This is a genomic window from Streptomyces sp. NPDC034043, assembly GCF_055575675.1.
This window is the reverse complement of record NZ_JBVISF010000004.1, coordinates 327,495-351,383: the sequence shown is the minus strand read 5'-3', so window position 1 is coordinate 351,383 and position 23,889 is coordinate 327,495. Positions and strand designations below refer to the sequence as shown.

The following is a 23,889-nucleotide window of genomic DNA, read 5'->3' as shown; positions in this document are numbered from 1 at the left end:
GTCGCGTCCCTCCCCTGACGTGGGAACACCCGGCCGGGTTCGGTCCGGCCGGGTGTGGGGGGTCCGGTGGCGGTGAGGGGGCGGGGGTTACACGAAGCGCTGGTTCGCCGAGCCGTTGCAGGGCTGGAGGCGCAGTTGCTCGTGGGCGGCGGGGACCGTCAGGCACATGCCGGGGGAGGCGGCGGGGCGCAGGGTGGCGCCGTCGCGGACGAACCGCTGGTTGGCGCCGCCGTGGCAGTTGTAGAGGATCAGGCCGGTGCCGGCGCCGTAGTTGGCTCCCGGGGCGTCCAGGCAGCGGTCGTGGGTGAGCTCGATGTGGAGGGACTTCTTCGAGGAGTCGTACCACCAGCCCTGGTTGCGGCCGCCGTGGCAGTCCCAGCCCACCACCTTGGTGTCGTTGGCGCTGGAGCCGCCGGAGGAGTCGAGGCAGTTGCCGGTGGCCTCGTTCTTGAGGGGCCGGTAGAGGTCGTCCCAGGCTCCGGGCTGGAGGACGGGCGTGCCGGTGCTCGCCGGGTCGGCGCAGGAGGCCTCGCGCAGGCCGGAGGAGTAGAGCTGGGTCAGGCAGGACGCGAAGGCGCCGTGGCCGCGGTAGTTGGGGTGGAAGGACTGGCGGGCGGTGTTCTCGTCCCACGGGAAGTGGTCCCCGAGGTCCAGGTAGAGCCCGCGGGCCCAGGCGTCCTCCATGCAGACCTCGTGGCCGTGGAAGAGCCGGGAGTTGTCCAGGTAGACGGCGCCGGAGGCCCGGGCGGCGGCGCGCATGCCCTTCTCGAAGGCGGGGACGGCGTGGTTGCGGCCCCAGGTGGCGTCGGAGTCGTAGCCGGCGCAGCCGCCGGGGAGCTTGCCGGGGAAGTTGGGGTTGTCGTTGAAGTCGGGGCCGATGGGGCTGGGGTAGCCCATCAGGACCAGCTTGTAGTCGGAGTCGGCGTAGCCGGCGTCGCGCATGACCGTCTTGAGGTCGGCGACGGTCGCCTCGACCTTGGGCCTGAGCCCGTCGACGCGCGCCTGCCAGCCGGGGGCGTACTTGGGCTCGCAGGTGCCCTGGCTGAGCACCCAGCGGGTGACGCAGTCGGTCATGACCGGGCCGAACTGGAGGTCGTCGTTGGCGCCGGCGACCAGCACCACCATCTTGATCCTGGTGTTGCGGGCCTTGATGGCGAGGCTGTCGCTCTGCACCAGCTCGTCGGCGTACTGCTTGCTGCCGCCGATGCGGATGTTGCCCGTGTAGCCGCCGGAGCAGGCGACGTTGAAGGTCAGGTCGGCGGGGATGCCGGTGCGGTGGATGGCCGCGTCGGGTGAGCGGTGGCACTGGTTGGACGAGGTGTTGGTGGCGGGGTCGTAGGTGCCGACGCCCTCGCCGGAGATCTCGCTGTCGCCGAGGGAGATCAGGCCGGTCTTGCGCTCGGCGGGCGGCCGGATGGCCGGGTCCCCGTAGATCCTGGTGGCCTCGGCGGCGCGGACGGCCTCCAGTTCCGGCGGCAGGGGGGTGATCGAGCCGGATGCGACGGGGGCCGCCTGGGCCATGGGGGTGATGGCGGTGACGCCCCCGAGGGCGGCCGCGAACGCCGCGACGGCGGCGAAGGTAGATCTGAGCCTGGGTTTCGTGCGGGCACGTGCCATGAACGCCTCCCCGATATCGGTGTTACCACCGGTATTTACTGGCCGGTAGGGGAGATGGGAACAGTTCGAACAAGACAATTGCTCAAGTTTTTGAGGAGGCTACGAAGATGACCGACGATCAGCAGCCGCAGGACTTCAGGACCGAGCACGACTCCATGGGAGAGGTACGGGTCCCCGCGCACGCCAAGTGGCGCGCGCAGACCCAGCGCGCGGTGGAGAACTTCCCGCTCTCCGGACAGCGCCTGGAGCGCGCCCACATCGAGGCGCTCGCCCGGATCAAGGCCGCCGCGGCCCTCGTCAACGCCAGGCTCGGGGTGGTGGACGAGGACGTGGCGCGGGCGATCGGCTCCGCCGCCGCCGAGGTCGCCGAGGGGCGCTGGGACGAGCACTTCCCGGTCGACGTGTTCCAGACCGGGTCGGGGACCTCGTCCAACATGAACACCAACGAGGTGATCGCCACCCTGGCCACCGAGCGGCTCGGGCGCGAGGTCCACCCCAACGACCACGTGAACGCCTCGCAGAGCTCCAACGACGTCTTCCCCTCGTCGATCCACATCGCCGCCACCGCCGCCGTCTCCCGCGAGCTGGTCCCGGCCCTGGAGCACCTCGCGGAGGCACTGGAGCGCAAGGCCGAGGAGTTCGCCGGGGTGGTCAAGGCCGGGCGCACCCACCTGATGGACGCCACCCCGGTGACCCTGGGCCAGGAGTTCGGCGGGTACGCCGCCCAGGTCCGCTACGGCGTCGAACGGCTGCGGGCCTCCCTGCCGAGGCTGGCCGAACTCCCGCTGGGCGGCACGGCGGTGGGCACCGGCATCAACACCCCGCCCGGGTTCTCGGCCGCCGTGATCGCCGAGGTGGCCCGGGCCACGGGGCTGCCGCTGACCGAGGCCCGCAACCACTTCGAGGCCCAGGGGGCGCGGGACGCGCTGGTGGAGACCTCGGGGGTGCTCCGTACGATCGCCGTCTCGCTCACCAAGATCTGCAACGACCTGCGCTGGATGGCCTCCGGTCCGCGCACCGGATTGGCCGAAATCAATCTGCCGGATCTCCAGCCGGGGTCCTCGATCATGCCCGGGAAGGTCAATCCGGTCGTCCCCGAGGCGGTACTGATGATCGCCGCGCAGGTGATGGGGAACGACGCGACGGTCGCCGTGGCGGGCGCCGCCGGCAACTTCGAACTCAACGTGATGCTCCCGGTCATGGCCCGGAACCTGCTGGAATCGGTCCGGCTGCTCGGCAACGGGAGCCGGCTGCTGGCCGACCGCACCGTGGACGGGATCACCGCCAACGCCGAGCGGGCCAGGGAGTACGCCGAGTCCTCGCCCTCGGTGGTGACCCCGCTCAACCGGTACATCGGGTACGAGGAGGCCGCCAAGGTGGCCAAGCGGGCGCTCGCCGAGCGGAAGACGATCAGGGAGGTCGTCCTGGAGTCCGGCTACGTCGACCGGGGGGCGCTCACCCTCGCTCAGCTGGACGAGGCGCTCGACGTCCTGCGGATGACGCGCCCTTGAGGCCGGTTCCGGACAGGGGCCGAATCCGGTCGTTTACCGTCCCCGGCCCCCTCCGTGACCTGCACCGCAGCATCTCGGGGGACCGCCGACCTAAGATCTGCGCATGACAGGTACCTACGGCCCTGGGGGCGACGCGGCGCGTCCCGCCGCGCGTGGCGGGACGCGGGAGAAGCACTGGGCGCCCGGGGAGCAGATCCTCTGGCGTTACCGCGACCACGCCCCGGGGCCGGACGGCGGGTTCCACATCGCCCGCCCGGTGACGGTGGTGCGGGACACCGACGACCTGCTCGCCGTATGGATGGCGCCCGGCACCGAATGCGTCCGGCCGGTACTGGCCGACGGCACTCCGGTGCACCGGGAGCCGCTCGCCACCCGGTACACCGCGCCGCGCACCACCGCGCGCTCGCGCTGGTTCGGCGGGGGCGTGCTCAAGCTGGCCCGGCCCGGGGAGCCGTGGTCGGTCTGGCTGTTCTGGGACGGCGACTGGCACCTGAAGAACTGGTACGTGAACCTGGAGGAGCCGCGCACCCGGTGGTCCGGCGGGGTCGACTCCGTGGACCACTTCCTCGACATCGCGGTCTACCCGGACCGCAGCTGGAAGTGGCTGGACGAGGACGAGTTCGCGCAGGCGCAGCGGATCGGCCTGATGGACCGGCGGCAGGCGCGCCGCGTGGTGGACGCGGGGCGCGCGGCGGTGGAGGTCGTCAAGGCCTGGGGGGCTCCGTTCTGCGACGGATGGCAGGACTGGAGGCCCGATCCGGCCTGGGGAGTTCCGGTTCTGCCCGAGGACTGGGACCGCACCCCCGCGCATATGACCTCATGAGACCCTTGATGCGCCCCCGGGGTTCAAACGTAGGATCGTCCTCCGCCGGTCGTACGCGGGGGGCCCGGCCGGTCCCGCGCCCGTAAATGACCTGCGGCGACGGGGACTTGACCGGAGGTCGACGCGAGCGAAAGGTAACGAGCGGGACGCGGTACCCGGGGGTGGTGGTGCCCCCGCCGCTGAGCGGGTATACCGCGACTGACCGAGTTGAGTGCAGCGCACATCGAGCGCGAACGGACGGAATTCCACGCGTGACGGAGTACCCCACCTCCCAGGAGGGCCCGCAGCCCACCGTCGCCTCCGGCGGAGGTACGGATGAGCTCGGCCACGGCAAGGCCCCCATCGCGGCCGCCGAGGCCGTACGCACGCATGCCGACTTCCCGCGCCCGCGCGGCACCACCGGCGAGGGCGCCGGGCACGCCCCGGCGGACACCGCCCCGGCCGCCGCGCGCGACCGCGACGGCCGGGCCGCGCGCAACGCGGGCCGGCGCGTCCCGGGCGGCGGGCAGGCCGACGGGACCCCGGGCGACCCGGCCGCCGCCGCGGCGGCGGTACGGGCGCTCCCGGGCACCGGCTCCGCCCCGGGCGAGGTCGGCGTGGCGCGGCGCGAGGGCGACCGGCTGCGCTTCGTCGGCGCCGCCACGCGCCGGATCGCGCGCGGCATCGACCTCGACGAGATCGTCCTCGGCCTGTGCCGGGCGACCGTGCCGACCTTCTCCGACGCCATCCTCGTCTACCTGCGCGACCCGCTGCCCGTCGGCGACGAACGGCCCTCCGGCCCGGTCGTCTTAAGGCTGCGCCGCACCGACCGGCTCCGGCCGATCGACGACCTGACCGACGCCGCCGAGGGCGCCGGCGGCGCCGGGTCCGGCGGCGAACTCGACTTCAGCCAGCTGCCGTTGGTCGGCCCGCAGGGCGACCTGCCCGCGGCCGAGCTGTGCGAGATCCGCCCCGGCGGGGCCCTCGCCGAGGTCCTGCGCGGCGTACGGCCCGTCTTCGGGTCGGCCGCCGGGGCCAAGGACGCGCTCCCGGAGCTGCTGGGTGGCGACCATCCCGTGCCGCGCGGCCAGCGGGCCATCCTGGCCCCGCTGCGGGGCCGCCGGCGCGTGATCGGCGCGGCGGTCTTCCTGCGCACCCCGGACCGGGACGCCTTCGAGCAGAACGACCTGCTCGTCGCCGCCCAGCTGGCCACGCACACCGCGCTCGGCATCGACAAGGCCGTGCTCTACGGACGCGAGGCGTACATCGCCGACGAGCTCCAGCGCACCATGCTGCCCGACGGCCTCCCCCAGCCCACCGGGGTGCGCCTCGCCTCCCGCTACCTGCCCGCCGCCGAGACGGCCCGGGTGGGCGGTGACTGGTACGACGCCATACCGCTGCCGGGCAGCCGGGTCGCGCTGGTCGTCGGGGACGTCATGGGCCACTCCATGACCTCGGCGGCGATCATGGGCCAGCTGCGCACCACCGCGCAGACGCTGGCCCAGCTGGACCTGCCGCCGGCCGAGGTGCTGCACCATCTGGACGAGCAGGCCCAGCGGCTGGGCTCCGACCGCATGGCCACCTGCCTGTACGCGGTCTACGACCCCGTCTCGCACCGCATCACCATCGCCAACGCCGGCCATCCGCCGCCGGTGCTGCTGCACCTGGGCGGCCGCGCCGAGGTGCTCCGCGTCCCGCCGGGTGCCCCCATCGGCGTCGGCGGCGTGGACTTCGAGGCCGTGGAGCTGGACGCCCCGGCCGGGGCCACCCTGCTGCTGTACACGGACGGGCTGGTGGAGTCCCGGCTGCGGGACGTGTGGACGGGCATCGAGCAGCTGCGCGAGCGCCTGGCCGCCACCGCCCAGCTGACGGGGCTGGACCACTCGCCTCCGCTGGAGGCCCTCTGCGACGACGTGCTGGACATGCTGGGCCCGGGCGACCGGGACGACGACATCGCGCTGCTGGCGGCCCGCTTCGAGGGGATCGCGCCCAGCGACGTGGCGTACTGGTTCCTCGACCCGGAGGAGACCGCTCCGGGCCGGGCGCGCCGGTTCGCCCGGCGGGCGCTGGCCCGCTGGGACCTGGAGGAGCTGAGCGATTCGCTGGAGCTCCTGGTCAGCGAGGTGGTCACCAATGCCGTCCGGTACGCCGAGCGGCCGGTGACGCTGCGCCTGCTGCGTACGGACGTGCTGCGCTGCGAGGTCGGCGACGACTCCCCGCAGCTGCCGCGCCAGCGGCGGGCCCGGGAGACCGACGAGGGCGGGCGCGGCCTGTTCCTGGTCAACCGCCTCGCCCGGCGGTGGGGCGCGACCCGCCTGAGCAGCGGGAAGGTGGTCTGGTTCGAGCTGCCGCTGCCGGGGGCGCACGAACGGGCCTGAAGGGCAGGAGTACGCGGAAACGGCGCGGCCCCGCAGCGTGATCGCTGCGGGGCCGCGGCCGTACGTGCCCGGGACCTTGAGCCGTGTCTAGCGGTCCAGCAGGATCGGCGGCGTCGGGTCCTTCGTCGGCGGCGTCGGCTTCTGCGTCGGCGGCGTCGGCTTCTGGGTCGGCGGCGTCGGGTTCTGCGTCGGCGGAGTCGGCTTGCCTGAGCTGGCCGACGGGTCCGGGGTGCCGGACGGGCGGATGCCGGAGCTGGTCGGCGACGGGGAGACGGAGCCGGTGGGGCTGGCCGTCGGGCTGGCGGTGCGGGCGGGCGGCGGGGTGCCCATCTTGGCGTCCGACAGGTCGAACCGGCCGGTGGTCTGGCCCTTGAGCGCGGCCGTGGTGTACGCCTGCCAGATCTGCGCGGGGAAGCTGGAGCCGCCCGCGCGGCCCTTGCCGGCGGTACCGGTCAGGGTGACCTGGTTGTGGGTGGTGGGGTCCTCGCCGAACATGGCGACGACGGTGACCAGTTCCGGGGTGTAGCCCGTGAACCAGGCGGCCACGTTCTTCTCGGTGGTGCCGGTCTTGCCCGCGGCCTCGTAGGCGGAGCTGCGCACGGCCTTGCCGGAGCCCTCCTCGACGACGCCGGTGAGGACCTTGGTGACCGTGTCGGCGGTGGTGCTGGTGAGGACCTGGGAGCCGATGGGGCTGACGGGCTTGAACTCGCCGTCCTTGTGCTCGGCCTTCTTGATGATGGTCGGGGTGACCTTCTTGCCGTGGCTGTTGAGCGTGGCGTAGACGGCGGCCATCTCCACGGTGTTGGCGCTCATGGTGCCGAGCGACATGGCGGGCTTGTCCGCGAGCCAGCCCTCGCGGTCGACCATGCCGAGGGAGAGGGCCGTCTTCTTCACGTTCGCCGGCTTGGCGTCGACGATCAGCTGGGCGTAGACGGAGTTCACCGAGGAGTTGGTGGCCTCCTGGAGGGTGATCATCGGGTCGCCGTAGTTGATGTCGTCCTGGTTCTCCGGGGCGAACGGGGTGTCGCTGCCGACCACGGGACGCTTGCTGGTGCCGTCGTACAGGGCGTTCGGGGTGATCGGGCGCCCGTCCTGGGTCTTCGCCCCGTTCTCCAGGGCGGAGGCCAGCACGATCGGCTTGAAGGTGGAGCCCGGCTGGTAGTCGGTGCGCAGGGCGTTGCTCGCGGACTTCTCGGTCAGGCCCACGCCGCCGTACATCGCGACGATGTGGCCGGTCTTGGCGTCCACGGAGGTGGCGCCCGCCTGGACGGACTGGTCCTGGGGCCGGTCCTTGGTGTTCTTGCGCTCCAGCTTGGACTCCAGCTCGTCCTGGACGGCCTTCTCCAGGGCGGCCTGCTTCTTCTTGTCGATGGCGAGGGTGATCGTCCAGCCGCCGGCGGCTATCTCGGAGTCCTTGATGCCCTGCCGGTTCATCTCGACCTCGGCGGCCTGGATGAGGTAGCCCTTCTGCCCGTCCATGCCCGGACGCGGCTTGGGCTTGACCGGCTCCTGGAACTTCAGGGTCTCGCGCTTGGCCTTGTCCAGCTTGCCCATCTCGACCATGTTGTCGAGGACGGCGTTGAAGCGGATCATGACCAGCCGCTTGCCGTTGGGGCCCGCGGTGGCCCAGTCGTACTGGCTGGGGGCCTGGATGACGGCGGCGAGGTAGGCGCCCTGCTCCAGGGTCAGCTTGTCCGAGTCGACCCCGTAGTAGGCCTGGGCGGCGGCCTGGATGCCGTAGGCGTTGCGGCCGTAGAAGTTGGTGTTCAGGTAACCGGCGAGGATGTCGTCCTTCTCCATGCGCTGGTCGACCTTGAGGGAGATGATCAGCTCCCGCAGTTTGCGGGTCGGCGACTGGTCCTGGGTCAGGTAGTAGTTCTTGACGTACTGCTGGGTGATCGTCGAACCACCGGCCGTGCCCTTGCCCCGGACCGTGTTGACGAGGCCTCGGCCCACGCCCATCACGTCGATGCCGCGGTCCTGGTAGAAGGTCTTGTTCTCGATGGCGATGAACGCCGTCCGGACGTCCTCCGGGACCTTGTCGAGCGGGACGATCTCGCGGTTCATGTCGCCGGTGCGGGCCATGAGAGAGCCGTCGGCGTACTTGTACGTGTTGCTCTGGAGCGTCGCGGTCTTGTTCGGGTCGGTCGGCTCGTCCACCAAGAAGTAGAGGACGATCGCCGCGATCACCAGCAGGAGCATGCCGCCGAGGAAAGTCCCGAGGAGCGTCTTCCAGTTGAGGAAGCGGCGTATGCCGCTGCGCTTCCCGGTCGCCTTGTCCGTGCGCCCGCCGGCGCGCCCGCTCGGCGCTTTCCGCGCACCGCGTTGCTGCTGCGCCCGTCGCGCATCTGCTCGGCCCATCGCTCCCGCTCCGCTCGATTACCCCCCCGACGTCAGCTCAGAAAACTAACACCGCAGGCTGTGACAAAGTTTGATCAATTCAGATCAATACCGGTCAATTCGGACGTGAGAATCAGCACCCACTCCGATGGAACCGACGCCCACGATGCCGGAAGGGTTGCGGTGTCCGCAAAAAGTGATATCACTTTGATAGGGCATCACGGTCGACGACGACCGGACCTAACGGAACAAACGGGGGCATTCCATGACGATCGCAGCAGACACGCGACCGGCTGACGTACGGGAGTTCACGGCGCGGAGCGTCGGCGGCGGCCCGGCCCTGCTGGCCGGGCTGGCGGGGGTGGCCGGCGGAGCGGTCCTGATCGCCCTCGCCGCGGTGTCGGAGGCGACGGCCGTCAAGGCGGCCCTGATCCCGCTGGGCTTCCTGCTCGTCCTCGGCTCCCTCTTCGCGATGACCGGGCTGAACACCGTGGCCCCGGGTGAGGCCCGGGTGGTCCAGCTGTTCGGCCGCTACCGCGGCACGATCCGCGCCGACGGGCTGCGCTGGGTCAACCCGCTGACCTCGCGTCAGAAGATCTCCACCCGCGTGCGCAACCACGAGACGGCCGTCCTGAAGGTCAACGACGCCTACGGCAACCCGATCGAGCTGGCCTCGGTCGTGGTGTGGAAGGTCGCCGACACCGCGCGGGCCGTCTTCGAGGTCGAGGACTTCACCGAGTTCGTCGAGACGCAGACCGAGGCGGCGGTCCGGCACATCGCCATCGAGTACCCCTACGACTCCCACGACGAGGGCGGCCTGTCGCTGCGCGGCAACGCCGAGGAGATCACCGAGAAGCTCGCGGTCGAGCTGGCGACCCGGGTCGAGGCGGCGGGCGTGCAGATCATCGAGTCCCGCTTCACGCACCTCGCGTACGCTCCGGAGATCGCCTCCGCGATGCTCCAGCGCCAGCAGGCCGGCGCGGTCGTGGCGGCCCGCAAGCAGATCGTCGAGGGCGCGGTGGGCATGGTGGAGCTCGCCCTGACCCGGCTGGCCGAGGAGGAGATCGTGGACCTGGACCCGGAGCGCAAGGCCTCCATGGTCTCGAACCTGATGGTGGTGCTCTGCGGCGACCGCGCGGCCACGCCGGTCATCAACGCGGGCACCCTCTACCAGTGAGCCCCGCCGCGTCCCGCCCCGGCGGCCCCCAGGGCCAGGGGGCCGGCTCCGGTCCCGCCCCGGGCGGGGACACCGGCCCGGCCGCGGGCGACACCAGGGCGGGCCGGGCGGCACGGCAGGCGCGCAAACAGGTGCTCCTGCGGCTCGACCCGCAGGTCTACGACGCGCTCGCGCGCTGGGCCGGGGAGGAGCTGCGCAGCGCCAACGCGCAGATCGAGTTCCTGCTGCGCCGGGCCCTGTCCGAGTCGGGCCGCCTCCCGGGCGGCGCCGCACCGATCCCCCCGCGCGGCCGCCCCCGCAACGCACCGGATTCCTGACCGCGCCCTGCGGGGCCGTACGCGCGGGAGGCCCCGCACCCGCACGCCCGAGAAGGCCCGTCGGCCCTGCCGACGGGCCTTCCGGCGCGCCCGGCGCCGCGGATCACAGCAGCCCGGAGACCGCCGCCGCCGATCTATACACCGCGCGTATACACCACATGTATAGTCGCGGCATGTCCATCGGCCACACCCTGCTCGGCCTCCTGGAGGCCGGCCCGCGCCACGGCTACGACCTCAAGCGCGCCTTCGACGAGACCTTCGGCCACGACCGCCCCCTCGCCTACGGGCAGGTCTACTCGACCATGTCCCGGCTCCTGAAGAACGGCCTCGTCGAGGTCGAGGGGATCGAGAGCGGCGGCGGCCCCGACCGCAAGCGGTACGCCATCACCGACGCCGGCATCACCGACGTCGAGCACTGGCTCTCCCAGCCCGAGAAGCCCGAGCCGTACCTCCAGTCGACCCTGTACACCAAGGTGGTCCTGGCCCTGCTCACCCACCGCAGCGCCGACGGGCTCCTGGACACCCAGCGCGCCGAGCACCTGCGGCTCATGCGCATCCTGACCCAGCGCAAGCGCAAGGGGGACATCGCCGACCAGCTGGTCTGCGACCACGCCCTGTTCCACCTGGAGGCCGACCTGCGCTGGCTGGAGCTCACCGCCGCCCGCCTCGACCAGCTCGCCCGTGAGGTACGCCGATGACCCCCGCCGGCACCCTGCTCTCCGCCGCCGGCCTGCACAAGGCGTACGGGCCCACCAAGGCCCTCGACGGCGCGGAGTTCTCCATCCACCCCGGCGAGGTCGTCGCCGTCATGGGGCCCTCCGGCTCCGGCAAGTCGACGCTGTTGCACTGCCTCGCCGGGATCGTCACCCCCGACTCCGGCAGCGTCACCTACGCCGGCCGCGAGCTGTCCTCGATGGACGACGCCGAACGCAGCGCCCTGCGCCGCGGCGAGTTCGGCTTCGTCTTCCAGTTCGGCCAGCTGGTCCCGGAACTGACCTGCGTCGAGAACGTGGCGCTGCCGCTGCGCCTGGCCGGGACCGGGCGCAAGGACGCGGAGCGGACCGCGCTGCGCTGGATGGAGCGGCTCCAGGTCGAGGACCTCGGGGCCAAGCGCCCCGGCGAGATCAGCGGCGGGCAGGGCCAGCGGGTGGCCGTGGCGCGGGCCTTGGTCGGCGGACCCCGGGTGATCTTCGCGGACGAGCCTACGGGCGCCCTGGACTCCCTCAACGGCGAACTGGTGATGCAGCTGCTCACCGAGGCCGCCCGGTCCGCGAACGCCGCCGTCGTCCTCGTCACGCACGAGACCCGCGTCGCCGCGTACTCCGACCGCGAGATCGTCATGCGCGACGGCCGCTCCCGCGACATGGAGCGGATCGTATGAGCGCTCCCGGCACGGCCCGGGCCTGGTCCCGGGACCTCGCCATGGGCGCCCGCTTCGCCCTCGGCGGCGGCCGCGAGGGGTGGCTGCGCACGCTGTTCACCGGCGTGGGCGTCGGCCTCGGCGTGGCGCTGCTGCTCATCAGTACGGCGGTCCCCGGCGCGCTCACCGCCCGCGACGAGCGCGGTGACGCCCGGTCCACCCGGTCGGCCCCCGAGGCCGCGGCGCCGGGCAGGGACACCCTGCTGATCGGCAGCGCCGACATGAGCTACCGGGGCCGGGACATCGAGGGCCGGCTGCTCCGGCCGGAGGGCCCCGACGCCCCGCTGCCACCCGGCTTGAAGGCCTTCCCGGCCCCCGGCGAGCTGGCCGTCTCGCCCGCCCTGGGCGAGCTGCTGCGCTCCCCCGGCGGCGCGCTGCTGCGCGAACGCCTCGACGGGAGGATCAGCGGGGTCATCGGCGACGCCGGGCTGACCGGCCCGGCCGAACTCGCCTTCTACCAGGGCGCCGACCGGCTCCCGGCACCCGAGCCCGGCGAGTTCCGCGTCCAGCGCGTCACCGGCTTCGCCGACCTCCGGGGGACCCAGCCGCTCAGCCCGGTGCTGATGCTCATCGTCGTGCTGACCATCGTGGCCCTGCTGACGCCGGTCGCCGTGTTCATCGCGGCCGCCGTCCGCTCCGGCGGCGAGCGACGCGACCTGCGGCTCGCCGCGCTGCGGCTGGTCGGCGCCGACGGCCGGACGGTCCGCCGGATCGCGGCCGGCGAGGCGCTGGTCGGGGCCGTGGCCGGGCTGGTGCTGGGCTCCGCCTTCTTCCTGACCGGCCGCCGGCTGGCCGGCTCCCTCTCGATCGGCGACCGCAGCGTCTTCCCGGCCGACCTCGACCCCTCGCCGCAGCTGGTGGCCCTGGTCGTGCTCGCCGTACCCCTCGCGGCGGTGGCCGTCACCCTGTTCACGCTGCGCGGGGTCGTCATCGAGCCGCTGGGCGTGCTGCGCACCGCCGCGCCGGCCCGGCGCCGCGTCTGGTGGCGGCTGCTGCTGCCGCTGGGCGGGCTCGGCCTGCTCGCACCGCTGGCGGGCCGGGGAGACGACCACGGCCGGTTCAACGAGTGGCAGGTCACCGGTGGCGTGGCACTGCTGCTGGTGGGGGTCACCGCCCTGCTGCCGTGGCTGCTGGAACGGTTCCTCGGCCGGCTGCGCGGCGGTCCCGTCTCCTGGCAGCTGGCCGTGCGCCGCCTCCAGGTCTCCAGCGGCCCGTCCGTCCGTCTGGTCAACGGCATCGCGGTGGCGGTCGCCGGAGCCATCGCCCTGCAGATGCTCTTCACGGGCACCGGGGACGAGTTCACCGAGGAGACCGGGCACGACCCGTCCCGGGCGTCGGTGGCGCTCCTGCTGCACAGCGGCACCGAGTCCGGTCTGGAGGCCCTCGGCCGGCGGATCTCCGCGACCCCGGGCGTCACCCGGGCCGTACCGCTGGGCCGGGTCAACGCGGCGCCCAAGGGGTCCGTCCCCGGCGGCCCGGCGGTCCCGGTGACCGTCGGCAGCTGCGAGGCGCTCGCCGAGGTCGCGGAGCTCGGTTCCTGCCAGGACGGCGACGCCTTCGTCCTGGCGGGCGGCCCCCTCGAAGCTCCCGTCCGTCCCGGTGACCGGGTCCTCGCCGGCGACGTCACGCTCTCCGCCGAGGAGTCGGCCGCGGTGGGCGGGAAGACCGCCGAGTGGACCTTCCCGGCCGGTGCGCGAACCGTCCCGGCCCGCGAGGACCCCGTCGGCGTGCTCCGCCACGGCCTGCTGGTCACCCACGCCGCCGCCCCGGAGGACCTGGGGCGCGCCCGGTCGGCGGAGGTCTACGTCCAGCTGGACGACTCCGATCCGGACGCCCTGGAGCGGGTGCGGACGGCCGCTTTCAAGGCGGACCCGTTCGCCACGGCGATGACGCTGCGGTCCACGCAGGAGGACGCCGGCTACGCCCGCATCCGCGTCGGGCTGTTCTTCGGCGCGACGGGAGTGCTGGTCCTGATCGGCACCAGCCTGCTGGTCTCCCAGCTGGAGCAGCTGCGCGAGCGCCGCAGGCTCCTCTCTGCGCTGGTCGCCTTCGGGACCAGGCGTTCCACGCTGACCCTGTCGGTGCTGTGGCAGTCGGCCCTGCCGGTCGCCCTCGGGCTGGCCCTGGCGGCGGCCGTCGGCGTCGGGCTGGGCGCGGTCCTGAGCCGGATGGCCGCCGTCCCGGTCCGCGTCGACTGGACCTCGGTGCTCGCCCTCACCGGCGCCGGGGCCGGGGTGGTCGCCGCGGTCACCCTGCTGTCGCTGCCGCCGCTGCTGCGCATGATGCGCCCGGACGGGCTGCGTACGGAGTAACCGGCGCGCCCCGCTTCCGGCGCGCCCCGCCGCCGGTGCGGCCCGCCTCAGTCGGTGGGCCACACCGGCAGCGGGCGGACCGCCTCGCGCAGCGCCGCCGCGATGGCCCGGAACTCCTCCTGCCGGGCCGTCCCGCTCCGCATGGCCAGCGCGATCCGGCGCGAGGGGGCCGGCTCGGCGAAGTAGCCCGTCGCCAGGTGCTCGTTGCGGGCCGTCTCCAGCCGCAGCGCGGTGCGCGGCAGCAGGGTCACCCCGAGTCCGCCCGCGACGAGCTGGACGAGCGTGGACAGCCCCGCCGCGGTGGTGGTGACGTCCGCTCCGGCCCCGCGTCCCGCCTCGCGGCAGATGTCCAGGGCCTGGTCGCGCAGGCAGTGCCCCTCGTCGAGCAACAGCAGCTGGAGGCCGCGCAGTTCCTCGCGCGGGATGTCGCGCCGCCCGGCCAGCGGGTGCTCGCGGGGCGCCAGCAGGACGAAGTCCTCGTCGAAGACCGGCAGTTCGGTGACCCCGGGCATGCCCAGGGGCACGGCGAGCAGCAGCAGGTCCAGCCGTCCGCCGGCCAGCCCCTCCAGCAGCGAGGCCGTCTGCTCCTCGTGCACCTGGAGGTCCATCCCGGGGTAGCTGCGGTGGAAGAGCCCGAGCACGGTCGGCAGCAGGTAGGGGGCCACCGTCGGGATCACCCCGAGCCGCAGCACCCCGGTGAAGGGGGCCCGTACCGCGTCGGCCTCCTCCAGCAGCCCGCCGAGCGCGTCGAGCACGCCGCGGGCCCGCACCGCGATCCGCTCCCCCGCCGGGGAGAGCAGCACCTTGCGGGTGGTGCGTTCCAGCAGCCGCACCCCGAGGGCCTCCTCCAGCGCGGACACGGCACCGGAGAGCGCGGGCTGGCTCATTCCGATGGCCGCGGCGGCGTCGCGGAAGTGCAGGTGCTCGGCGACCGCCGCGAAGGCGCGCAGCTGCGCCAGCGTCGGCTGCTTCGGTCCTCTACTACTGACAGCCACTGATAGGTACCTCCGATCACCCACCACAAGAGTAGCTATTTCCGTAATCAATGCTGCTGTGCCAGCATGTGAGATCCGTCCAACCCCTTCGGAAAGCCCCCAAAAGGGTCACTTTCCATTCCGCAAGGAGTGAGTGTGCTCACTGTCGGTGACAAGTTCCCCGCCTACGATCTGACCGCCTGCGTCTCCCTCGAGGCCGACAAGCAGTTCGCGCAGATCGACCACAAGTCCTACGAGGGCAAGTGGCGCGTGGTGTTTTTCTGGCCTGCCGACTTCACCTTCGTCTGCCCGACCGAGATCGCCGCGTTCGGCAAGCTGAACGACGAGTTCGCCGACCGCGACGCGCAGGTCCTCGGCGTCTCCGGCGACTCCGAGTACGTCCACCACGCCTGGCGCAAGGACCACGCCGACCTGCGTGACCTGCCCTTCCCGATGCTGGCCGACGTCAAGCACGAGCTGATGCAGGCCTGCGGCGTCGAGGGCGAGGACGGCTTCGCCAAGCGCGCCGTCTTCATCGTGGACCCGAACAACGAGATCCAGTTCGCCATGGTGACCGCCGGCTCCGTGGGCCGTAACCCCAAGGAGGTCCTGCGGGTCCTCGACGCCCTGCAGACCGACGAGCTGTGCCCCTGCAACTGGAACAAGGGCGACAGCACCCTGGACGCCGGCGCCCTGCTGGCCGGTGAGTGACGGATGTCGCTCGACACCCTGAAGTCGGCCATACCGGACTTCGCGAAGGACCTGAAGCTGAACCTGGGTTCGGTCATCGGGAACCAGGACACCCTCACCCAGCAGCAGCTGTGGGGCACCGTCCTGTCCTGCGCGATCGCCGCCCGCTCCCCGCGGGTCCTGCGTGAACTGGAGCCGGAGGCCAAGGCCGCGCTGTCCCCGGAGGCGTACACCGCCGCCAAGTCCGCCGCGGCGGTCATGGCGATGAACAACGTCTTCTACCGGACGCGCCACCTGCTCTCCGACCCGGAGTACGGCACGCTGCGCGCGGGCCTGCGGATGAACGTCATCGGCAACCCGGGCGTGGAGAAGGTCGACTTCGAGCTGTGGTCGCTCGCGGTCTCCGCGATCAACGGCTGCGGCCAGTGCCTGGACTCGCACGAGCAGGTCCTGCGCAAGGCGGGCGTCGGCCGTGAGACGGTCCAGGAGGCCTTCAAGATCGCCTCGGTGATCCAGGCCGTCGCCGTCACCCTCGACGCCGAAGCGGCCCTCGCCGCCGAGTAGTCACCCGTACGGGTATTCCTGTGCGTCACCGTGCCCCCGCCGCCCCGAAGGGCGGCGGGGGCACGGCGCTTCCCGGCGGGTCACCTCACGCGCAGCCGGGCCATCAGGGCCCGCATGTCCTCGGCCATCGCCGCCTTGACGGCGTCCACGTCGAGGTCGGTGCCCTCCTCGCCCGTCCGCCACCACCGGATCCGGATCGTGAAGACCGCCCCGCCGTCGAGGACCTGGAGCCGGGGCCCGGACTCCTCCCCGGAGAACACCGCCCGCTCCCCCAGGCCGGGGACCTCCTCCCGCTCCACGGACGGGGAGCGCAGGTCCTCGTTGAGGCTGGGCCCCCAGCCGAACTCCGCCTCGGGATCCGTCTCGCGGTGCAGCTCGACCAGGACCCGCGCGTCGTGGGTGAAGGGCTCGTCCCCCCGCCCCCCGGCGGAGAAGCAGTGCGACCAGTCCAGCGCGGCGCTCTCGCCATGGCTCGGCACGCCCGCGCCCAGGTCCCCCGCGACCGCGCCGACCGCCTTCAGCGGTGTCTCCGCGCACAGCTGTTCGCTGTGCCGGTACCGGACGGGCGGCCCGGCGGCGGAGTGACGTTCCTGCACGGCCAGCGTCCCCGCCCACGCGGCGGAGGCCAGCGCGGCCCCGCCCAGCGCCCACGGCCAGCGGGCGCGCGGGCGGCTCTCCCGGCGCTCCGGCGGCTCCGCGAACTCCGCGGGCGGGCGGCCGGACCACTCCCCTCCGAGCTCAGGCTCGCTGATCATCCCCGGCCTCCACGCCGGCGGCATCCACCGCCGTGGCCCCGTGCGGGCCGGGACCGGTGGAGACGGCCCCGAGTTGCCGTTCGCGCGAATAGGCCCTCAGGTAGACCACCACCGTGTTGGTGACGGCCACCAGCGGCACCGCGACGACCGCCCCGCCGATGCCCGCGATCATCCCGCCGGCCGCCACCGCGAGCACCACCGCGAGCGGGTGGACCCGTACGGCCCGGCCGAGGATGAAGGGCTGGAGGACGTGCCCCTCGATCTGCTGGACCGCCAGCACCACGCCCAGCACCGCCAGGGCGATCACCGGCCCCTGGGTCACCAGCGCCACGACCACCGCGAGGGCGCCGGAGATCACGGCGCCGACGAGCGGGATGAAGGCGAACAGGAAGATGAACACGGCCAGCGGTACGGCCATCGTGACGTCGAGGAAGTACAGGCCGAGGCCGATGAACACGGCGTCGATCAGCGCGACGAGCACCGTGCCGCGCACGTACGCGGTCAGCGTGCGCCAGGCGCGCGGACCCGCGCCCGCGACCCCGGGACGGGCGGCGGCCGGGACGAGGCCCAGCACCCAGGTCCAGATGTTCTTGCCGTCGTAGAGCAGGAAGAGCGTCGAGAACATCGCGAGCAGCATGCCCGTCATCACCTCGACGAGGACCGTCACGCCCTGGAGGCCGGCGGAGGTGATCTCCTCGGTGTTGGTGCCGATGGTCTCGCTGAGGTTCTTCGCGATGTCGTTGATCTGCTTCTCGGTCACGTGGAACGGGCTGTCCAGTGCCCACGTCTTGAGCTCGTTGATGCCCTCGCGGAGGCGGTTGGAGAGGTCGTCGAGGTTCTCCATGACCTGCCAGACCACGAACCAGCCGACCAGCCCGATGACGACGAAGCCGAGGATCGCGGTGACGGCCGTGGCCAGCCCGCGCGGCAGGCCGAGCCGGCGCAGCCGCACCACGAACGGCTGGAGCAGCGCGGTCACCAGCAGGGCGGCCGCGAAGGCGAGCACGACCAGGCGGACTTCGCTGATCACCCTCATCAGCACCCAGACCATGCCCGCGAGCAGCAGCAGCCGCCAGCTCGCCTCGGCGGCGACCCGCACGCCCCACGGGATGACGGTCACCGGCTCGGGCCGCTGGGGCGGCGGCACCGCCCCGGCCGCGCCGGGTGCCGCGCCGCCCGGCGCCGGCGCGGCCACGGCGGAGGCGGGCAGCGGCGCTTCGCCGGCGACCTCGGCCTCGACCTCGGCCCGCCGTTCGTGCAGGGCCGCTTCCATCCGGCTCAGCCTGCTGCCGAGCCGGCCGAGCCAGCCTGCCCTCTTCGCCATGTCGTTCCTTTCCCCCCGCCCAGCGGTGACACCTCGCACGACCGTACACGCGAGGAACCCCGCACCGTCGGACGGTGCGGGGTTCCCCGAGGTTGTGCGCGGGCCCTATGCCGAAGCTTTAGACGGCCTAGTACCAGCCGTTGGCCTGGTGGAAGCTCCAGGCGCTGCACGGGCTGCCGTAGCGCTCGTTCATGTAGCCGAGGCCCCACTTGATCTGGGTGGCCGGGTTGGTGCGCCAGTCGGAGCCGGCCGAGGCCATCTTCGAACCGGGGAGCGCCTGGACCAGACCGTAGGCCCCCGAGGAGGAGTTGACGGCCTTGTAGTTCCAGGTGGATTCCTGGTTGATGATGTTGGAGAAGCACTGGAACTGGCCCGCGGGGACCAGCTGCCGGGCGATCTCCTTGACCTGGGCGACCGTGTAGGAGCCCTGGACCGGGAAGTCACCGGCGTCGCGGGCGGCGGAGCGGCTGGCGATCTCGCCCTGCTCCTCGCGCTGCTCCTTGAGCTTGGCGTCGGCCTCCGCCTTCTTCGCCTGCTCCGCCTTCTCGGCTTCCGCCTTCTTGGACTTGGCGTCCTCGGCGGCCTGGATGCGGGCGGCTTCCTCCGCCGAGCGCTTGGCGTCGGTGTCGGCGGCGTGGGCGATGCTGTCCGCCTGCTGCGCCAGGGTGCCGCTCTGGACCTGGGCCTGCTCGCCGACGGGGATGTCGGTGAGGAGAGTCGCGCCGGAAGCGGTCGTCTCGAGGTCGTTCGAGGAGGCGTCGCCAGTGGCGACGCCCACGACTGCGCCGACGGTGGTGACCGCGGTGGCCGAAGCCACTGCGAACCCCCGGACCGAGATCCGGCTCACACGGTGTCCTTCCAGCAGCGTCCGCAGTGACCGCGCGGTCGCAAGAGTGCCCCCTCGACACTGGTCTCCGGGGTGATGAGGTCACTGGAGACACGGGCCCGTGGGCAACTCCCTTACGGGGGCTGCCGGCTGTACCGGGCGGCATACGGACATCGGCTGTGGAGTTGTGGTGCGCATCCCACGAGGGATACAGGTGTGCCGTATGCGGGGCCTGACGGAAAACAGACTCTGCCGGACCTCGATGCCGCAGGGCAATTCCGCGTTGCGTGGGAAAGGTCACACCTGCGATGTCACCGTTGTTTTCGGAAAACACCTGTGCAGCAGGACGCCGCCCGGCTAGGCTCCTCCGCCTTTGCCGGACGGCGCCAACTGACCGTCCCGGTATGGGGGTTTTAGCCCCTTCCCTCCTTAGAGGTTCTCCAGCATCTCCGTCACCAGTGCGGCGATCGGGGAGCGCTCGGAGCGGGTCAGCGTCACGTGGGCGAAGAGCGGATGCCCCTTCAGCTTCTCAACGACGGCGACCACTCCGTCGTACCGGCCGACCCGCAGATTGTCGCGCTGGGCCACGTCATGGGTCAGGACGACCCTCGAATTGGCCCCGATGCGGGACAGAACGGTCAACAGGACGTTGCGCTCCAGGGACTGGGCCTCGTCCACGATGACGAACGCGTCGTGCAGCGAGCGGCCCCGGATGTGCGTGAGCGGCAGGACCTCCAGCATCCCCCGCCCCAGCACCTCTTCGATGACCTCGCGCCCGGCGACCGCCGAGAGGGTGTCGAAGACCGCCTGGGCCCAGGGGCTCATCTTCTCGGTCTGGTCGCCCGGCAGGTAGCCGAGCTCCTGCCCGCCCACCGCGTACAGCGGGCGGAAGACCATGACCTTCTGATGCTGCCTCCGCTCCAGCACGGCCTCCAGGCCCGCGCACAGCGCCAGCGCCGACTTCCCGGTACCGGCCCGGCCGCCCATCGAGATGATCCCGATCTCCGGGTCGAGCAGCAGGTCCAGGGCGATGCGCTGCTCGGCGCTGCGGCCGTGCAGCCCGAAGGCCTCGCGGTCGCCGCGTACGAGCTTCACGTTGCCGTCGGACGTGACCCGGCCCAGGGCTTTGCCGCGCTCGGACTGGAGGATCAGCCCGGTGTGCACGGGCAGGTCCGCGGCCTCCGGTACGTGGAGCCGTTCCTCGGAGTAGAGGAGGTCCACCTGCTCCCCCGAGAGGGCGAGCTCGCTCATGCCGGTCCACCCGGCGTCGGTGATCGCGAGTTCCGCGCGGTACTCCTCGGCGAGCAGGCCCACGGAGGAGGCCTTGATGCGCAGCGGGAGGTCCTTCGAGACGACCGTGACGTCGTAGCCCTCGGCCTGGAGGCTGCGGGCGACCGCGAGGATCCGCGAGTCGTTGTCCCCGAGCCGGAAGCCCGCCGGCAGGACGCCGGGGTCGGAGTGGTTGAGCTCGACGCGCAGGCTGCCGCCCAGATCGCCCAGCGGGATGGGAGCGTCGAGGCGACCGTAGCGGACCCGGAAGTCGTCGAGCAGACGCAGGGCCTGACGGGCGAAGTAGCCGAGTTCGGGATGGTGCCTCTTGGCCTCCAACTCGGTGATCACCACGATCGGGAGCACGACCTCGTGCTCGTCGAACCGGGAGAACGCGTTGGGGTCTGCCAGCAGGACGCTGGTGTCGAGGACGTAGGTCCGCCTGTCGGGCAGGCGGCGCTTTGTGCTGGTCACCACGGAAGGACGTACCCCCTCGGAAGAGGTCGGGCCATGAAGACCGGACCGGTCATCGGCGCCAGTGCCAGGGCCGAATTCCGGCCCTCCAATCCGTCCGTGCGAACCGCACGCGCGTCCTGGTGCAAAGGGCCTCCCGGGCGGACGGCCCTGTGCCGTCCGCTGAGACTCGACACCCGTGGATCGGGCGTCGACCTGCCTGGGTTATGCCCTCGAACGAGCGCCGCCATGCCATGGCATATGACGGACGCTCGGTGAATCCCAGGTGAAGGGTTCGCGCGCGGGACGGACGGGGCCGAGGGGGCGTCAGCCGCTTCCCGTCAGGTGCCGTACCGCCGGTGGCGGGCGGCGTAGTCGCGCAGGGCGCGCAGGAAGTCGACCTTGCGGAAGGCCGGCCAGAAGACCTCGCAGAAGTAGTACTCGGAGTGCGCGCTCTGCCACAGCATGAATCCGGACAGCCGCTGCTCGCCGCTGGTGCGGATCACCAGGTCGGGGTCGGGCTGGCCGCGGGTGTAGAGGTGCTCCGCGATGTGGTCGATGTCCAGGACCTCGGCGAGCTCCTCGAAGGAGGTGCCCTTCTCGGCGTGCTCCAGGAGGAGCGAACGGACCGCGTCGGCGATCTCCTGGCGGCCGCCGTAGCCCACCGCGACGTTGACCAGTATCCCGTCGACGTCGTGGGTGGCCTGCTCGGCCTCCTTCAGCACCGTCTGGGTCCGCGCGGGCAGGATGTCCAGGTTGCCCACGTGGTGGACGCGCCAGCGGCCGTCCTGGGCGAGGCCCCGGACCGTGTTCTCGATGATGTTGAGCAGGGGCCGGAGCTCGACCTCCGGCCGGTCCAGGTTGTCCGTGGAGAGCATCCACAGGGTGACGACCTCGACGTCCGTCTCGGTGCACCATCCGAGCATCTCGGAGATCTTGTCGGCGCCGGCCTGGTGGCCCTGCACCGTCGTGCCTCCGGACGCCTTGGCCCAGCGCCTGTTCCCGTCCAGGATGACGCCGATGTGCTTGGGCGACGCGTCATGGTCGAGGCGGCCTTCCACCCGGCGTGCATAGAGCCTGTACACCAGGTCGCGCAGCTTCACGATCTTCGAGCCCCTCCGTGCAATGCCCCCGTGCCAATTGCGGTCTCCCCCGAGTCCGCCACATTACTGCGCGGCGGGATCGGGTACCCAACTCGGTCGGTCAGACGTACGTGATAGCAAGGACATCGTGACTGATAACAATCCCTATCGGGCAGAGCCTTCGCGCTATGACTCCATGCCCTACCGCCGCACGGGCCGCAGTGGCCTCAAGCTCCCCGCGATCTCCCTCGGCCTCTGGCACAACTTCGGGGACGACCGGTCCCTGGAGTCCCAGCGGGCCATCCTGCGCCGCGCCTTCGACCTCGGCGTGACCCACTTCGACCTGGCCAACAACTACGGCCCGCCGCCCGGTTCGGCCGAGCTGAACTTCGGGAGGATCTTCGCCGCGGACTTCGCGCGGTACCGCGAGGAGCTGGTGCTCTCCACCAAGGCCGGCTACCTCATGCACCCCGGCCCGTACGGCGAATGGGGCAGCCGCAAGTACCTGCTGGGCTCACTGGACGCCTCGCTGAAGCGGATGGGCGTGGACTACGTCGACGTCTTCTACTCGCACCGCTTCGACCCGCACACCCCGCTGGAGGAGACCATGGGCGCGCTCGCATCCGCGGTCCAGCAGGGCAAGGCGCTGTACGTGGGCGTGTCCTCGTACACGGCGGAGCAGACGGCGCGGGCCGCGCGGATCCTGACGGACATGGGCGTGCGCCCGCTGATCCACCAGCCCTCGTACTCCATGATCAACCGCTGGACGGAGGAGGACGGGCTGCTGGACACCCTGGAGGAGGCCGGCATGGGCTGCATCTCCTTCGCGCCGCTCGCGCAGGGCCTGCTGACCGGCAAGTACCTCCAGGGCATCCCGGAGGGCTCGCGCGCCAGCCAGGGCAAGTCGCTGAACCCGTCGCTGCTCTCGCAGGACGTGGTCCGCCGGCTCACGGGGCTGAACGAGATCGCGGCCCGGCGCGGCCAGTCGCTGGCCCAGCTCGCGCTGACGTGGGTGCTGCGCGACGACCGGATGACCTCCGCGCTGATCGGCGCGTCGAGCGTCCGGCAGCTGGAGGAGAACGTCGCCGCGCTGGCCGGAGCACCGCTCACGGAGCAGGAACTGAAGGAGATCGACTCCTTCGCGGTGTCCACCCCCGGCACCAACATCTGGGCCCAGCGCGGCTGACCTGCGCTTTTGGCCCGAGGGTGCGGAGAACAGAAAACGGGCCGGTCCGTGGGGGGGATACGGACCGGCCCGAGGGGGGGGTTCCACCATAACCCTTCGTAAAGCGTCCTGCGTGCATCGGCGCAAGATGATTACGCTCCGAATCCGCCCAGCAGCACTCCGGAGAGGGCTCCGGCGGCCATGAAGGGGCCGAAGGCGAAGCCCTGGTCACGGGCCGCCCGGCCGCTCAGCACCAGGCCCAGGCCGTACAGGGCGCCGTAGAGCAGCCCCAGGAAGGCCCCCGCCGTCCATACCCCCCACCCGTACCACCCAAGAGCGACCCCCAGGGCGAGCGCCAGCTTGACGTCGCCGAGGCCCATGCCCGCAGGGTTGATCAGGAAGAGCACGAGGTACGAGGCCCCGAGCGCGAGCCCGCCCAGCAGCGCGAGCCGCCACGACCCGGCGGCGCCCGGCAGCAGCGCGGCCGCCCCGAGCAGTGCGGCGCAGACGGCGGCCAGGGGCAGGGTCAGCACGTCGGGCAGCCGGTGCACCGCGAGGTCGACCAGGGCCAGCAGCACCAGCACCGGTGCGAGCGCGACGAACACCGCCGCCTCGGGCCGGGCCCCCACGGCCGCCCCGAGCGCGGCGCACACCCCGCCGGTGAGGACGGCGAGGCGGCCCGCGCGGGGCCCGTATCCGGGCGCGGGCCCCAGCCAGCCGGCCAGCGGCCGCCCCCGCGGGCAGTGGCCCCGCCAGGGCTCCCCCGGCTCCACCGACAGCCGGTACGCGGCGCGGGGCAGCGCCAGGCCGGCGGCCGCGCCGTACGCCGCGGCGGGAATGATCACGAGTGCGCCCATCCAGCCGACGGTAGGCCGCCGCACGGCGACGCGGATGGGCCCCAGGACCCCATCGG

General features: G+C 72.2%; 20 protein-coding genes. 11 read left to right on the top strand and 9 right to left on the bottom strand.

The features are described from left to right. Window positions 1–87: 87 nt before the first annotated feature. On the bottom strand, window positions 88–1,617 hold the full coding sequence (locus ACZ51S_RS12915; protein WP_468475565.1) for a ricin-type beta-trefoil lectin domain protein: 1,530 nt from the start codon (window positions 1,615–1,617) through the stop codon (window positions 88–90). Between the two features lie 107 nt (window positions 1,618–1,724). On the opposite strand from ACZ51S_RS12915, the gene ACZ51S_RS12910 reads away from it, so the two are divergent. The 3 genes from ACZ51S_RS12910 (at window position 1,725) to ACZ51S_RS12900 (ending at window position 6,308) form a co-directional block, all read left to right on the top strand. After that, window positions 1,725–3,128, top strand: a complete 1,404-nt coding sequence (locus tag ACZ51S_RS12910; RefSeq protein WP_468884490.1) for a class II fumarate hydratase — start codon at window positions 1,725–1,727, stop codon at window positions 3,126–3,128. A 103-nt stretch (window positions 3,129–3,231) separates the two neighbouring features. Beyond that, window positions 3,232–3,951 carry a cytidylyl-2-hydroxypropylphosphonate hydrolase gene (fomD, locus tag ACZ51S_RS12905; RefSeq protein WP_388934207.1) on the top strand — a complete coding sequence of 240 codons (720 nt, stop codon included), beginning with the start codon at window positions 3,232–3,234 and terminating at the stop codon, window positions 3,949–3,951. A 251-nt stretch (window positions 3,952–4,202) separates the two neighbouring features. Then, window positions 4,203–6,308, top strand: a complete 2,106-nt coding sequence (locus tag ACZ51S_RS12900) for a SpoIIE family protein phosphatase (RefSeq protein ID WP_468475563.1) — start codon at window positions 4,203–4,205, stop codon at window positions 6,306–6,308. An 87-nt stretch (window positions 6,309–6,395) separates the two neighbouring features. Here ACZ51S_RS12900 and ACZ51S_RS12895 read toward each other — a convergent pair whose 3' ends face one another. Beyond that, complete coding sequence (locus ACZ51S_RS12895) at window positions 6,396–8,669, bottom strand: transglycosylase domain-containing protein (RefSeq protein WP_468475562.1); 2,274 nt, start codon at window positions 8,667–8,669, stop codon at window positions 6,396–6,398. Between the two features lie 244 nt (window positions 8,670–8,913). Here ACZ51S_RS12895 and ACZ51S_RS12890 point away from each other — a divergent pair, with 244 nt between their 5' ends. The 5 genes from ACZ51S_RS12890 (at window position 8,914) to ACZ51S_RS12870 (ending at window position 13,874) form a co-directional block, all read left to right on the top strand. Continuing rightward, window positions 8,914–9,825 carry an SPFH domain-containing protein gene (locus tag ACZ51S_RS12890; protein ID WP_468475561.1) on the top strand — a complete coding sequence of 304 codons (912 nt, stop codon included), beginning with the start codon at window positions 8,914–8,916 and terminating at the stop codon, window positions 9,823–9,825. Further along, window positions 9,822–10,142 carry a type II toxin-antitoxin system antitoxin gene (locus ACZ51S_RS12885; RefSeq protein ID WP_468475560.1) on the top strand — a complete coding sequence of 107 codons (321 nt, stop codon included), beginning with the start codon at window positions 9,822–9,824 and terminating at the stop codon, window positions 10,140–10,142. The genes ACZ51S_RS12890 and ACZ51S_RS12885 overlap by 4 nt, the downstream gene beginning before the upstream one ends. A 173-nt stretch (window positions 10,143–10,315) precedes the next feature. Continuing rightward, window positions 10,316–10,840 (top strand): PadR family transcriptional regulator, encoded by a 525-nt coding sequence (locus tag ACZ51S_RS12880; protein WP_388934221.1) that lies wholly within the window; start codon window positions 10,316–10,318, stop codon window positions 10,838–10,840. Then, a complete protein-coding gene (locus ACZ51S_RS12875) occupies window positions 10,837–11,523 on the top strand; it encodes an ABC transporter ATP-binding protein (protein ID WP_468475559.1) in 687 nt (228 codons plus the stop codon). Before ACZ51S_RS12880 ends, ACZ51S_RS12875 begins: the two co-directional genes overlap by 4 nt. After that, window positions 11,520–13,874 carry an FtsX-like permease family protein gene (locus ACZ51S_RS12870; protein WP_468960732.1) on the top strand — a complete coding sequence of 785 codons (2,355 nt, stop codon included), beginning with the start codon at window positions 11,520–11,522 and terminating at the stop codon, window positions 13,872–13,874. The genes ACZ51S_RS12875 and ACZ51S_RS12870 overlap by 4 nt, the downstream gene beginning before the upstream one ends. 47 nt (window positions 13,875–13,921) lie before the next feature. Here the strand turns inward: ACZ51S_RS12870 and ACZ51S_RS12865 are convergent, their stop codons facing one another. Beyond that, window positions 13,922–14,869, bottom strand: a complete 948-nt coding sequence (locus tag ACZ51S_RS12865; RefSeq protein ID WP_468475557.1) for a hydrogen peroxide-inducible genes activator — start codon at window positions 14,867–14,869, stop codon at window positions 13,922–13,924. 135 nt (window positions 14,870–15,004) lie between these two features. Between ACZ51S_RS12865 and ACZ51S_RS12860 the strand changes: the two genes are divergently transcribed. Further along, window positions 15,005–15,559, top strand: a complete 555-nt coding sequence (locus tag ACZ51S_RS12860; RefSeq protein ID WP_388934231.1) for a peroxiredoxin — start codon at window positions 15,005–15,007, stop codon at window positions 15,557–15,559. 3 nt (window positions 15,560–15,562) lie between these two features. Continuing rightward, window positions 15,563–16,102, top strand: coding sequence for an alkyl hydroperoxide reductase (locus tag ACZ51S_RS12855; RefSeq protein ID WP_388934233.1), 540 nt, complete (start codon window positions 15,563–15,565; stop codon window positions 16,100–16,102). A gap of 80 nt (window positions 16,103–16,182) precedes the next feature. On the opposite strand, the gene ACZ51S_RS12850 is transcribed toward ACZ51S_RS12855, so the two are convergent. The 5 genes from ACZ51S_RS12850 to ACZ51S_RS12830 form a co-directional block, all read right to left on the bottom strand. Then, entirely contained in the window at window positions 16,183–16,857 is a 675-nt protein-coding gene (locus tag ACZ51S_RS12850; RefSeq protein ID WP_468475556.1) for a hypothetical protein, read from the bottom strand. After that, the gene (locus ACZ51S_RS12845; RefSeq protein ID WP_468475555.1) at window positions 16,841–18,181 is read right to left on the bottom strand and encodes an AI-2E family transporter; all 1,341 of its coding nucleotides are present in this window, start codon (window positions 18,179–18,181) and stop codon (window positions 16,841–16,843) included. Before ACZ51S_RS12845 ends, ACZ51S_RS12850 begins: the two co-directional genes overlap by 17 nt. Window positions 18,182–18,308: 127 nt before the next feature. Further along, window positions 18,309–19,028, bottom strand: a complete 720-nt coding sequence (locus ACZ51S_RS12840) for an aggregation-promoting factor C-terminal-like domain-containing protein (protein WP_388934239.1) — start codon at window positions 19,026–19,028, stop codon at window positions 18,309–18,311. A 408-nt stretch (window positions 19,029–19,436) separates the two neighbouring features. Further along, on the bottom strand, window positions 19,437–20,753 hold the full coding sequence (locus ACZ51S_RS12835) for a PhoH family protein (protein ID WP_468801006.1): 1,317 nt from the start codon (window positions 20,751–20,753) through the stop codon (window positions 19,437–19,439). A 317-nt stretch (window positions 20,754–21,070) separates the two neighbouring features. Continuing rightward, window positions 21,071–21,832 (bottom strand): isoprenyl transferase, encoded by a 762-nt coding sequence (locus ACZ51S_RS12830; RefSeq protein WP_468960729.1) that lies wholly within the window; start codon window positions 21,830–21,832, stop codon window positions 21,071–21,073. 127 nt (window positions 21,833–21,959) lie between these two features. Here ACZ51S_RS12830 and mgrA point away from each other — a divergent pair, with 127 nt between their 5' ends. Beyond that, entirely contained in the window at window positions 21,960–22,997 is a 1,038-nt protein-coding gene (gene mgrA / locus ACZ51S_RS12825) for an L-glyceraldehyde 3-phosphate reductase (protein WP_468475552.1), read from the top strand. Window positions 22,998–23,128: 131 nt separating this feature from the next. On the opposite strand, the gene ACZ51S_RS12820 is transcribed toward mgrA, so the two are convergent. Beyond that, window positions 23,129–23,833, bottom strand: a complete 705-nt coding sequence (locus ACZ51S_RS12820; protein ID WP_468475551.1) for a prepilin peptidase — start codon at window positions 23,831–23,833, stop codon at window positions 23,129–23,131. Window positions 23,834–23,889: the final 56 nt, after the last annotated feature.

Excerpts from the sequence above, each read along its gene's own strand:
- ACZ51S_RS12915 (WP_468475565.1), bottom strand. The coding sequence starts at position 1,617 with ATGGCACGTGCCCGCACGAAACCCAGGCTCAGATCTACCTTCGCCGCC.
- ACZ51S_RS12910 (WP_468884490.1), top strand. The coding sequence starts at position 1,725 with ATGACCGACGATCAGCAGCCGCAGGACTTCAGGACCGAGCACGACTCC.
- fomD (WP_388934207.1), top strand. The coding sequence starts at position 3,232 with ATGACAGGTACCTACGGCCCTGGGGGCGACGCGGCGCGTCCCGCCGCG.
- ACZ51S_RS12895 (WP_468475562.1), bottom strand. The coding sequence starts at position 8,669 with ATGGGCCGAGCAGATGCGCGACGGGCGCAGCAGCAACGCGGTGCGCGG.
- ACZ51S_RS12890 (WP_468475561.1), top strand. The coding sequence starts at position 8,914 with ATGACGATCGCAGCAGACACGCGACCGGCTGACGTACGGGAGTTCACG.
- ACZ51S_RS12880 (WP_388934221.1), top strand. The coding sequence starts at position 10,316 with ATGTCCATCGGCCACACCCTGCTCGGCCTCCTGGAGGCCGGCCCGCGC.
- ACZ51S_RS12875 (WP_468475559.1), top strand. The coding sequence starts at position 10,837 with ATGACCCCCGCCGGCACCCTGCTCTCCGCCGCCGGCCTGCACAAGGCG.
- ACZ51S_RS12870 (WP_468960732.1), top strand. The coding sequence starts at position 11,520 with ATGAGCGCTCCCGGCACGGCCCGGGCCTGGTCCCGGGACCTCGCCATG.
- ACZ51S_RS12855 (WP_388934233.1), top strand. The coding sequence starts at position 15,563 with ATGTCGCTCGACACCCTGAAGTCGGCCATACCGGACTTCGCGAAGGAC.
- ACZ51S_RS12850 (WP_468475556.1), bottom strand. The coding sequence starts at position 16,857 with ATGATCAGCGAGCCTGAGCTCGGAGGGGAGTGGTCCGGCCGCCCGCCC.
- ACZ51S_RS12845 (WP_468475555.1), bottom strand. The coding sequence starts at position 18,181 with ATGGCGAAGAGGGCAGGCTGGCTCGGCCGGCTCGGCAGCAGGCTGAGC.
- ACZ51S_RS12820 (WP_468475551.1), bottom strand. The coding sequence starts at position 23,833 with ATGGGCGCACTCGTGATCATTCCCGCCGCGGCGTACGGCGCGGCCGCC.